This is a genomic window from Aeromonas sp. R2-4 (genome assembly GCF_040908365.1).
GTDB classification, from domain to species: domain Bacteria; phylum Pseudomonadota; class Gammaproteobacteria; order Enterobacterales; family Aeromonadaceae; genus Aeromonas; species Aeromonas veronii.
In genome coordinates this window covers 11,707-23,304 of sequence record NZ_JBFODO010000012.1, presented here as the reverse complement: position 1 = coordinate 23,304, position 11,598 = coordinate 11,707, and the positions used below count along the sequence as shown (strand labels likewise).

Sequence of the window (11,598 nt, the reverse complement as noted above, 5' to 3'; positions counted from 1 at the left end):
ATGTCTCTTACTTGGGTTGCAGCGAACCGCCGACCAGCTTCTCGCACAGCCCTTTGGGCATCACCACAAAGGCATCACCCTGAGCATCTTCCTTGGCAGTACCGGCGCAGGAGCTGCTCTTGGTCGCACAGTCATTTTTGCTGGCCTTGACCACGCCGTAGCACTTCTCCTTTTCATCGGCAGCCATGGCTGGTGCCGCGATAAATTGAGCGCCCAGCGCCAGCAGACCGGTCATGGCGGAGGCGATAGCAGTACTTTTTTTAACATTCATGTTCATGTTCCTTTTGATGTCGTTGGATGTTGCTGATATCCCCGATTTGTCGCAACCGGGTACCTGCAATAGAACCGGCAAACGGGATATTCCCTTTCAAAAAAAACACAAAAAGAGTTAAAAAACCCAAATATAAACACTCAATTAATTGATTTTAAACAGCTATTTCATCATTGAAAATTTCTCGACGACCACCCATTAATGAACGAGGAAAGTGCCATATGGTGCTTTCATCCCGTTAATCTTCTTCACAGCTTCCATCAAAAAAGATGCGTCAGACATAAAAAAACCCCGCCAACAGGCAGGGCTGGATGCAACTTTAAAGAAACCATAAATAAACAATCGGAGTGGTGTTGGGAGCCAGGAGTTGCGGCAAGCAGATAGAAAAAGAGACAGCTTTGGCTGTCTCTTTTTGCACATGGTGCGAATGGGGTTTAGTAGAAGATCCGCTCGCCACGCTCGCTCATTTTGAGCCACACCGGTTTGGTGCTGGTTTTGTTCCAGATCCGGTGCAGATAGCTGTAGAAGCGGGCACGATCGCTGCGAAACAGCATCACGGGGAAAGCCAGAATGCCCACCAGCAATACATAAATGCGACGAAGAATAATCTGAGTCAGGGAAAAGGGATGAAACATGATGTAACTCCTTACTGGTAAGACCACTGAGCAAAGATTACCCCACTCCATGTAGGATTACTACATCACCAACGCATTTTTTTATAAAAAAATGGTGAAAAACGGGAAATACTGAAAACGGGTTACGTCATTAACCTACAGTTAACAAACTTGCGAAAATCGTGCGCTTTGCCACAGTTATCAGGGGAAAAACATGCAGTAGGGAGACACGCATGAAACTGCCGGAAGTGGCACTGCTGGTGCTGATGGTTGCCCTGACACGGGCACAACTGGAGGAGTGGCAACTGAATCGGGAAGATGCCATCGTGCTGGCCGAACGGGGCGTGCCCACCGTCAGCCTGTGGCAATGCGGCACACTGAAGCAACGGATTGCGGATCTCAACCAGCATAGTGCCGAGGTGCAGTTTCAATATCGGGGGCAAAATATGGCGGATGTGAGCCACTATCTCGAGCGCGAGTGGAAACAGGCTGGCTGCGAGCAGTTACTGGTACAGCAAGGATACTGACCAAGGCTCAGACTCGAAGAGTGATGATTGAGATAAACAGAGAAAATATGGAGGCACGTTCCGGAGTCGAACCGGACTAAACGGATTTGCAATCCGCTGCATAACCGCTTTGCTAACGCGCCATGCTGACAAGACTGATTGTCTTGAAAGTGAGTTCCATCGTTGGTGCGATGGAAAATTGGAGCGGGAAACGAGACTCGAACTCGCGACCCCGACCTTGGCAAGGTCGTGCTCTACCAACTGAGCTATTCCCGCGTTACTGCTTTCGTGCCAGTTGCCTGACAACGAGGCGCATTATACGTACCACGAGCGCCAGCACAACCCCTTTTTCGCAATTTAAGCCCTGATGCAAACTGTTTGCTCAGGGTTTAAACGCCTTGCTGCATTTTTCTCCAGCCAGCTGTGACCCACCAAGCGAATTTGGGATAAAGTCGTTGAAATGATTACGCTTTCGTTCGAGACTTGAGCGGCTTAATAACCGGATTCTCAATTGAAAATCACAAGATGAAATGGATCTTCACGCTTCGTGGGCTCAGGCCGCAGTTAATGCTGGCTTTTTTCATGTTGGGCATGGTGCCCTTTTTGGTCATCACCCTCTTCTTCCTATACAGCCACGGCAAGGATCTCACCACCCAGACCTCCAACCATTTGGTCTCCGTCCGTAATATCAAGAAGAGTCAGCTCGAGGATTACTTCAACAACCTCAAAGAGCAGATCATCAACTTCTCCCAGCAGGATTTTGCCGGCAACAGTATCGGCCGTTTCTATGGCTTTACCGGCGCCTTCGAGAAGTTGGGCACCACACCGCAGGAGGCCCGCAGCCGTGCCCAGGCCCGCTATCTGCCAGGCTCCTGGGATCAACTGCGCAAACCGGACAGTCAAGTAGAGATCGAACCCTCCATCACGGCGCTGATCCTCGCCGACGAGATGTATGGCCGGGTGCACCAGCGCTTTCATCGCGGCTATGCCGACATGGTGCGCAAGTCCAACTACAGCGACATCTTTCTGGTGGACCTCAACGGTGATGTGGTCTATTCGGTCACCAAGCACCCTAACTTTGCCACCAATCTGCTCTCCGGCCCCTATCAGGGCAGTGGCTTGGGCCAGACCTTTGCCAAGATCAAACGCCGCCTCGATGGTGGTCAGAAACCGCAGCAGATCTTCGAATTCACCGATTTTGGCCGCAACGAGCTGACTGGGCAGGTGGTCGCCTACATGGCGGCCCCCGTGATGCAATACGACTATGTGCGCGGTGTGGTGATTTTCGAGCTGCTGCCGGACAAGCTCAACCAGATCATGGCAGAGCGGGAGGGGCTGGGCGAAACCGGCGAGACCATCCTGATCGGCCCCGACAAGCGGATGCGCGCCGATGCCTGGCTGGCGCCGGAGTTTAGCGTCGAGAACAGCTTCAGCCCCAATTTCCGGCCGCTGCAAACGCCCCTCATCACCAAGACGCTCTCCGGCGAGCAGGGGGTCGGGCTGTTCCACTCCTATCAGGATGACGAGGTGCTGGCTGCCTACACCCAGGTGAAGGTGTTCGATACCGAGTGGGCCTTTATTGCCGAGATATCCACCCGGGAAGCCTATGCCCCGATCCGCCAGCTGGAAACTCTGGTGATTGTGCTGGGTGCGGGCTCGGTACTGCTGCTGATCCTCTTCTCCCGCTGGCTCTCCCACTCCATCACGGCGCCGCTGCGATCCCTGACCGAAGCAGCCGAGCAGGTGGCCGACGGCGCGCTGGATCACCCCATCGCCATCGAGCGCACCGGCGATGATATCGACCGGCTGGCCGAGGCGTTTCGCCATATGCAGCGCTCGGTGAAGGACAAGATCGAACTGATCGAACAGCAGACCCAGGAGCTGCAACAGCAGGTCAAGCTGACCCACAAGCAGAACCTCAGCCTGCAGCAGGCGGACAAACTCAAGGATGAACTGCTGGCCAACACCTCCCACGAGCTGCGCACCCCCATTCACGGCATCAAGGGGATGGCAGAGTCGATGCTCGCCAGCCAGCAGGATTTGACCGAAGGGCAGCAAAAGCAGCTCGGGCTCATCATCAAGAGTGCAGACGGCTTGGCCCGTCTGGTTGACGATCTGCTGGACTACCACCAGATGCGCTACGGCCAGCTGGAGATCCACTCCCAGCCCGTCTCATCAAAAGGGGTGATCCGGCTGGTGCTGGATCTCTGCCAGCATCTGGTACAGGCCAAACCCCTCACTCTGGTGGATATCAGCCCGGCCGAACTGCCGCCGGTGCTGGCCGACGAGCAACGGCTCGAACAGGTGCTCTACAACCTGGTGGGCAACGCCATCAAGTACACGCCGCAGGGCAAGGTGGTGCTCAGTGCCATCGTCGAGAACAACTTCCTGCGCATCAAGGTCACGGATACCGGCATCGGCATCGCCCCCGACCATCTGGAACATATCTTCGAGCCGCTGGTGCAGATGAGCCCGGAGGTGAGCAAACAGGGGGCTGGTCTTGGCCTCTCCATCACCCGCCAGCTGGTGCACCTGATGGGGGGCGAGCTGTTTGTCGAGAGCGAGCCGAGCGTTGGCTCGACCTTCGCCTTTACCCTGCCCCTTGCCACTGGCAAAGCGGCCAATCTGACTCTCGACAGCCGCCAGATCGAGCATCAGCTGGTGCGCCAGCAACCGCTGATCCTGCCGGACTGGGAGAGCGACGATCTGCCCCCTCCCCCCGAGGATGCGCCGCTCATTCTGGTGGTGGATGACGAGCCCATAAACCTGCACATCCTGCGCCATCTGCTGCAGCCCTGCGGCTACCGCATCCTGCCCAGCAGTGACGGCCACGATGCGCTGGCCAAGCTGGCCGATGAGCCGGTGGACCTCATCCTGCTCGATGTGATGATGCCGACCCTTTCCGGTTTTGACGTCTGCCGCCGCCTGCGCCAGCAGCACCCGAAAGATATGCTGCCGGTGCTGCTGCTCACCGCCCTTAACCAACCCAAGGATATCGAGGAGGGCTTCGGGGCCGGTGCCAACGACTATCTGGTCAAACCCTTCTGCAAGGAGGAGCTGTTTGCCCGGGTCAAGGCACTGCTCGAGGCCAAGGCCGGACGCGCCTCGCTGGTAGAGAACCGGCTATTGAAGCAGGAGATCGAACATCGCCTCACCCTGCAGGATCGGCTGCATCAGGATCAGCAGAGGCTGCTGGCCCTGCTCGGCGAAGGGGCCGACCCCATAATCTTTATCGACGAGCAGGGCACTGTGCTGTTTGCCTCCCGGGTGCTGGCACGCCTGCTGGGACAGGAGCCGGAAGCCATGGAGGGTCAGCCCCTCAATGAGTGGCTCGCCACCCCGCTGCAACAGCAGTGGCCCGACCTTGCCAGCGAGCGGGAACACAATCTGGAGTTTCTGGTGGCCGGGCAAAAAGATGTGCTCAACGCCCGTGCCCTGCCTATCGCGCTCGGAGGACAGGCCGCCTTCGCCCTCACTCTGAGTACCGAACAGCGTCAGGATGAGAACCGTATAATGGCGCTGGAGAACGCCCTCAAGAACCTCTCGCGGCAAGCCATCATCGAAGATGAACAGCTGCTGGGCGAGCTGAGCCGCCTGGGTGGCGAGTTCCGTTCGCTGGCCGACGACCTCATTCGCCAGCAGGATGACGAGCCGCTGCGCCGTGCGCTGGTAGAGACCATGCAGCTCACCCTGGATGCCTGGCAGCAGGGGACCGGCAAGGGCAAAATCGTGCTGGCAGAGAAGAGCAAGCTGTGGCGGGTCTATATGGACAGATCCAGCCCGCAGACCCGCACCCTCGACAAATACCTGAGTCTGGACACCCTGCCCAAGTCGCCACGCTGGAAGACGGTAGTGGCCACCACCGAGTATGTGCTGGGCCACTGCCCGCTCAATGACCACCAGCGCCAGCAGTTGCAGCACAGCGCCCAGACCCTGCGCCAGCTCGCCAACCGCAAGCCGTGACACGGCGCCCTAAACGGGCGCCGGATCACAATTGGCAATCTGGTTTCTTTTTCTGCAAAACAAAGCCCCGCCCGACCCCGAAACCGAGAGCAGATCCAATTCACAAATTTGTCATATACGCCATTTTCACAGCCACTTTCTACGCGAGAGCAAATAACGCAAACTAATGATTCTAAACAGATAAAAAAGCATTTTGACGAGATTGACGTAACACCGTCAATTTTTACGAAAACAACGAAATCAATAGTTGTTGTTTTCCTGTTAATTCTGGTTTGCTTAGGGCGTTGGAAAACAGAACGACAAAGGTTAGACACCTGACCAACACAGAGGGCCGATTTCATCAGCATGCGAAACCGGTGCTCACACAAAACAAGGCGAACCCTCGGGAATGCCAAAAAATAAGAAAGGAAAACATATGCTTGCCAAAGTATCCAAAATCTCTACCGCTGTAATGCTGGGAACCATGATGCTTGCCGGTGCCGCCGGTAACGCCATGGCCGCAGATAACAAAACCGTGCTGACCATGGTCGCACAGCAGGAAACCGCCTGGGTCAAGAACTTCAACCCCTTCCTGCAAGCGGGCTTGCTGCACACCACCCGTCACTTCATCTATGAACCGCTGGTGATCTTCAACGATATGCAGGGTGGCAAACCCGTCTATCGTCTGGCCACCAACTATGCGTTCAGCGATGACCTGAAATCCGTCACCTTCGATCTGCGTGACGGCGTGAAGTGGTCTGACGGCGAAGCCTTTGATGCCGATGACATCATCTTCTCCTTCAATCTGGTCAAGGCCAACAAGGCGCTGGATGAGCGCTCAATCTGGACCCAGATCAAGAGCGTCGAGAAGTTGGCCCCCAACAAGGTCAAATTCGACCTGACCGAGGTCAACACCAACGTGGTGAATGATCTGGTGCTGGTACCTATCGTGCCGGAGCATCAGTGGAAATCGGTGAAAGATCCGGTTGCCTTCACCAACGACAAGCCGGTTGGTACTGGCCCCTTCACCGAAGTGGACAACTTCTCTGCCCAGCTCTACACCCAGTGCCGCAACCCGCACTACTGGGATAACGCCAACCTCGCCATCGACTGTATCCGCATGCCACAGATGGCCACCAACGACCAGGTGCTGGCGGCTGTCATGAAGGGTGACATCGACTGGTTCGGCTCCTTCGTGCCGGATATCGAGCGCCTCTACGTCGGCAACGATCCGAAGAACAACAAATACTGGTTCCCGGCCTCCGGTACCGTGGCGTTCAACGTCAACTTCCAGACCAAGAACCCGGGCAATAACGAAGCCTTCAACGACATCAACTTCCGCCGCGCCTTCTCCATGGCGATGGACCGCCAGTCCATGGTGGATATCGCGGGCTACGGCTACCCCACCGTCAACGAGTACCCGTCAGGTCTGGGCAAAGCCTTTGACTCCTGGAACAACCCGGAAGTGGACAAGAAGTACGGCAAGTACAACAAGTTCGATCTGGAAGGGGCCAAGGCCCTGCTGAAAGAGGCAGGCTACAAGGATTGTGACGGCGACAAGTTCCTCGACACCCCGAGCTGCAAAAAGATCGAGTTCAAGGTACTGGTACCGAACGGCTGGACCGACTGGGTCAACACAGTTCAGATTGGTGTAGAAGGGCTGCAGGCGCTGGGCCTGAACGCCAAGACCGCGACTCCGGAAGCGACCGTCTGGACCGAGAACCTGATCACCGGTGACTTCGATGTCGCCCTGCAGGGTTACTTTGCCGGTGCCAACCCGCACAAGTACTTCGAGACCGCGTTCCACTCCCGCAACATGGGTGACCGTGGCAACCGCTTCGCCGCGCCCCGTTACAAGGACCCCGAACTCGACAAGCTGATCGATGACTTCACCCAGACCGCCGATGCGGCCAAGCAGAAGGAGATCATGTTCGCCATCCAGGATCGTGTTGGTGCCAACCAGACCATCATTCCGGTCTTCAACAACCCGACCTGGTATGAGTACAGCACCAAGCGCTTCAACGGCTGGTTCAGTGCTGATAACCCGGTAGCCAAACCTCAGCTCCACCCGGACACCCCTGAGCGTCTGCTGCACGTGTTGTCCCTCAAGCCAAACAGCTAAACAATCCCGGCCCCCTGCGGGGGGCCATCTTCCCCGTTAATCCCCTTCTTGCCCAGCTTTGCCGGGGTTGGGGTAGCTATACCCGACGCGGGGCAGACTTGCAGTAAAAGGTACCATCATGGGATTCATACTGAGACGCTTTTCCTTCTACCTGGTTGCCTTTCTGGTAGCCGCCACCATCAACTTCCTGTTACCCCGTGCCATGCCAGGGGATCCTGTCTCCGTGATGTTTGCCCGCGCTGGCGCCATGATGGAACCCGCCGCCCTGGAAGCCCTCAAAGCCACCTTCGGCTTTGTCGACGGCCCCATCGGTACCCAGTTTCTCACCTATGTGAAGAGTGTCTTCACCTGGGATCTCGGCACCTCGGTGCGCTTCTACCCACAGCAGGTCTCTGACGTGCTGGGCCGTGCCATCGGCTGGACCCTGTTTCTGGTCGGCACCTCCACCATCCTGAGCTTCTCCATCGGTTCCATCGTCGGCATCTTCGCCGCCTGGTATCGCGGCGGCCGGATGGACAGCATTCTCTCCCCGCTCACCCTGGTGATGCAGGCCATTCCGCCGGTGGTGGTCTCCCTGCTCGCCCTGTTCCTGTTCGGGGTCAGCCTCGAGTGGCTGCCCATCGGCTACGCCTACAGCCCGGAGATCAAGGCTGACTGGGGCTGGGAGCACATCAAGAGCATCATGACCCACGCCATCATGCCGGTGCTGACCCTGGCCGTGGTGCAGGTGGGGGGCTTTCTCATCACCATGCGCAACAACATGATCAATCTGCTGGGCGAGGATTACATCACCATGGCCAAGGCCAAGGGGCTCTCCAGCAACCGGGTGATCTTCAACTACGGCGCTCGCAACGCCATTCTGCCCAGCGTCACCGCCCTCTCCATGGCGCTCGGTTTCGTCATCGGTGGCTCCCTCATCACCGAGGTGATCTTCAACTATCCCGGCCTGGGCCTGACCCTCTATCAGGGCATTCTGGCCCGCGACTACCCGCTCATTCAGGGGCAGCTGCTCATCATGACCATCACCATGCTCAGCTTCAACTTCCTGGCCGATGTGCTCTACGTCTTCCTGGATCCCCGTCTGCGTACAGGAGGCAAATAAGATGCGTATGCCGACCATTCTCAAAATCCTGCTGGGCAACAAGAAGGCTGCCTGTGGCCTCGCCATCGTGGTTGCCTTCGTACTGATGGCCCTCTTTGCCCCCATTCTGGCCAGCAACGAGCCGACCAAACGGGTGGCTCGCCCGCACCAGCCGCCCAGTGCCGAGTTCGTGATGGGGTCCACCCGCATGGGCCACGACATCTGGGCCCAGTTCACCAACGGCGCCCGTATCTCGCTGCTGGTGGGCTTCAGCGCTGGCCTGCTGGTCTGCACCCTGGCCGTCGCCATCGGCATCACCGCCGGTTACTTCGGCGGTCTGGTGGATGAGTGCCTCACCTTCCTGATGAACGTGGTGCTGGTGATCCCCAACCTCCCCTTGCTACTGGTGCTGGCGAGCTTTATCGGGGAGGCGTCACCGACGGTGATTGCCGTGATAATCGGGTTGACCTCGTGGGCCTATGGCGCGCGGGTCATCCGCGCCCAGACCCTGGCCCTGCGCGAGAAAGAGTTCGTCATCGCCGCTGAAGTGCTGGGTGAGCCGGCCTGGCGCATCATTCTGGTGGAGATCCTGCCCAACCTCATCTCCATCATCGGGGTGAGCTTCATCGGCTCCATCATCTACGCCATCGTCACCGAAGCGACCCTGGAGTTCCTCGGCCTCGGCGACCCGACCGTGGTGAGTTGGGGCATCATGCTCTACAACGCCCAGACCTCCAGCGCCATTCTGGTCGGCGCCTGGTGGGAGATCCTGGCTCCCTGCTTCGCCATCGCCACCCTGGGTGCCGGTCTGGCCCTGCTCAACTTCGCCATCGACGAGATTGCCAACCCGCAGCTGCGCTCCCACAAAGGGTTGAGCCGCTGGAAGAAACTTGCCACCCCGGTCGCCACACCACTCTCTGCCGCACAGGAGAAGACAGCATGAACAAGCATCCCCTGCTGTCAGTACGCAATCTTTGCGTCGACTACATCACCGAAAATGGCGACGTGCGCGCCGTCAACTCGGTGAGCTTCGATATCAGACAGGGCGAGATCTTCGGTCTCGCCGGTGAGTCGGGCTGCGGCAAATCCACCGTCGCCTTCTCGGTGGCCCGGCTGCACAAGCCGCCCGCCTACATCAGCGGTGGCGAGATCCTGTTCAAGGGGGAGAACATACTCCACTACGGTGACGAGCGGCTGCGCTCCTACCGCTGGCAACAGGTGTCGGTGGTGTTCCAGTCCGCCATGAACGCCCTGAACCCTGTGTTGCGGATGGAGGAGCAGTTCTGCGACGTGCTGCTGGCCCACAACCCCGGCATGACCCGTTACGAGGCGATCAAGCGCGCCCAGGAGCTGCTCACCATCGTCGATATCCACCCGAGCCGGCTCAAGGATTACCCGCACCAGTTCTCCGGCGGCATGCGCCAGCGGCTGGTGATTGCCATCGCCATGGCGCTCAACCCCGAGCTGCTCATCATGGATGAGCCAACCACGGCGCTCGATGTAGTGGTACAGCGGGAGATCCTGCAGAAGGTCTATGCCCTGAAAGAGAAGTTCAACTTCTCCATTCTGTTCATCACCCACGACCTCTCCCTGATGGTGGAGTTCTGCGATCGCATCGGCATCATGTATGCCGGTGAACTGGTGGAGGTCGCCCCCTCCAAGGCGATCCTGACCGCGCCGCTGCATCCCTATACCAGAGGGCTCGGCAACTCCTTCCCGCCCCTGCACGGGCCGAAGAAGGTGCTGGAAGGGATCCCGGGCACCCCGCTCAACCTGCTGGAGGTGCCGGTCGGCTGCCGCTTTCAGGCCCGCTGCGGCAAGGTGCACGATCGTTGCCGTCAGGAGTACACCAGATTGGCCGAGATCCGCCCCGGGCAACAGACCGCCTGCCACCTCTATGAGGAGCAGGGACTGCAACAAGATTCCGTGATCTATCTGGACAAGGCCGCTGGCTGTTAAGGATGTCTGTCATGCAAATCGCCAAAACCGATGCACCCATCATCGAAGTCCAGCACCTCTACAAGGACTTCCCCATCAACTCCAATGCCATCAAGAGTGGCAAGATGCGGGCGCTCTCCGACATCACCTTCAACCTGCACCGGGGCCGCGCCCTGGCGGTGGTCGGGGAGTCGGGCTCCGGCAAGAGCACCATCGCCAAGATCATCGCCAAGATGTACAAGCTCAGTGCCGGGCGCATCCTCTATCGCGGCCACGATCTGGAGGAGTTCAACAAGGGCACCGCCCTGCTGGACTATCGCCAGAGCGTGCAGATGGTGTGGCAAGATCCGTTCGGTTCGCTCAACCCGACCCACACCATCTATCACCACATCGCCCGCCCCCTGCTGCTGCACAGCAAGGTGATCGACAAGAAAGAGCTGCCCGACATGGTCTACGCCCTGCTGGAGAAGGTCGGCCTGACCCCCGCCAAGGCAACGGCGGCCAAGTATCCGCACCAGCTCTCCGGCGGCCAGCGCCAGCGGGTCAACATCGCCCGCAATCTGGCGGTGGAAGCAGAGGTAGTGCTGGCGGACGAACCCACCTCCATGCTCGACGTCTCCATTCGCATCGGCATCCTCAACCTGATGGAGCAGATGAAGAATGAGCTCGGCGTCTCCATGCTCTACATCACCCACGACATCGCCACCGCCCGCTATGTGGCGGAAGATCTGGCGGTCATGTATGTGGGGCACATGGTGGAGTGGGGCGAGGTGGACGAAATCCTGCACCACCCGCAGCACCCCTACACCCAGCTGCTTATCTCGGCGGTGCCCGACCCTGAGAAAAGCATCCACGCCGAGTTGGAGGGAGGCCGCAAGGGGGAGATCCCGCTCTGGACGCCGGAATCCTGCGGTTGCCCCTTTGCCGGGCGCTGCAATCAGGCGATGCCCCGCTGCAAGGAGGCGCTGCCCCCCATCACCAAGCTTGCCGACAACCACTTCGTGCGCTGCTACCTCTACGAGTGAGGGTGAGCCTTAGACCGGCCGGACAACCCTGTCCGGCCATGCCTCGATACGGGGCGGCCACAGCCCCGTGATGTGCCTCACCGCCCGGCGGTGAACCAC

General features: G+C 58.5%; 9 protein-coding genes and 2 tRNA genes. 7 read left to right on the top strand and 4 right to left on the bottom strand.

The features are described 5' to 3' along the window. Nucleotides 1-7: 7 nt before the first annotated feature. Both AB5Z05_RS04460 and AB5Z05_RS04455 read right to left on the bottom strand, forming a co-directional pair. Nucleotides 8-271 (bottom strand): DUF2282 domain-containing protein, encoded by a 264-nt coding sequence (locus tag AB5Z05_RS04460; protein WP_005334862.1) that lies wholly within the window; start codon nt 269-271, stop codon nt 8-10. Nucleotides 272-705: 434 nt separating this feature from the next. Then, complete coding sequence (locus tag AB5Z05_RS04455) at nt 706-906, bottom strand: YbfA family protein (protein ID WP_005334863.1); 201 nt, start codon at nt 904-906, stop codon at nt 706-708. 212 nt (nt 907-1,118) lie between these two features. Here AB5Z05_RS04455 and AB5Z05_RS04450 point away from each other — a divergent pair, with 212 nt between their 5' ends. Continuing rightward, a complete protein-coding gene (locus AB5Z05_RS04450; RefSeq protein ID WP_005347702.1) occupies nt 1,119-1,412 on the top strand; it encodes a hypothetical protein in 294 nt (97 codons plus the stop codon). A 48-nt stretch (nt 1,413-1,460) separates the two neighbouring features. Here the strand turns inward: AB5Z05_RS04450 and AB5Z05_RS04445 are convergent. Together AB5Z05_RS04445 and AB5Z05_RS04440 are read right to left on the bottom strand one after the other, a co-directional pair. After that, nucleotides 1,461-1,534 (bottom strand) — tRNA-Cys (locus tag AB5Z05_RS04445). Nucleotides 1,535-1,591: 57 nt separating this feature from the next. Continuing rightward, nucleotides 1,592-1,667: transfer RNA gene (locus AB5Z05_RS04440), tRNA-Gly, on the bottom strand. Nucleotides 1,668-1,916: 249 nt separating this feature from the next. Here AB5Z05_RS04440 and AB5Z05_RS04435 point away from each other — a divergent pair. The 6 genes from AB5Z05_RS04435 to AB5Z05_RS04410 all read left to right on the top strand — a co-directional run bounded on the left by AB5Z05_RS04435 (nt 1,917) and on the right by AB5Z05_RS04410 (nt 11,499). After that, nucleotides 1,917-5,354 (top strand): ATP-binding protein, encoded by a 3,438-nt coding sequence (locus AB5Z05_RS04435; protein ID WP_368150241.1) that lies wholly within the window; start codon nt 1,917-1,919, stop codon nt 5,352-5,354. A 415-nt stretch (nt 5,355-5,769) separates the two neighbouring features. Beyond that, entirely contained in the window at nt 5,770-7,455 is a 1,686-nt protein-coding gene (locus AB5Z05_RS04430; protein WP_069528672.1) for an ABC transporter substrate-binding protein, read from the top strand. Between the two features lie 118 nt (nt 7,456-7,573). Further along, entirely contained in the window at nt 7,574-8,557 is a 984-nt protein-coding gene (locus AB5Z05_RS04425; protein WP_005353818.1) for an ABC transporter permease, read from the top strand. 1 nt (nt 8,558) lies between these two features. Next, on the top strand, nt 8,559-9,479 hold the full coding sequence (locus AB5Z05_RS04420; RefSeq protein WP_335874758.1) for an ABC transporter permease: 921 nt from the start codon (nt 8,559-8,561) through the stop codon (nt 9,477-9,479). Continuing rightward, nucleotides 9,476-10,495, top strand: a complete 1,020-nt coding sequence (locus AB5Z05_RS04415) for an ABC transporter ATP-binding protein (RefSeq protein WP_005362143.1) — start codon at nt 9,476-9,478, stop codon at nt 10,493-10,495. Before AB5Z05_RS04420 ends, AB5Z05_RS04415 begins: the two co-directional genes overlap by 4 nt. 11 nt (nt 10,496-10,506) lie before the next feature. Further along, complete coding sequence (locus AB5Z05_RS04410) at nt 10,507-11,499, top strand: ABC transporter ATP-binding protein (protein ID WP_005353824.1); 993 nt, start codon at nt 10,507-10,509, stop codon at nt 11,497-11,499. Nucleotides 11,500-11,598 lie beyond the last annotated feature (99 nt).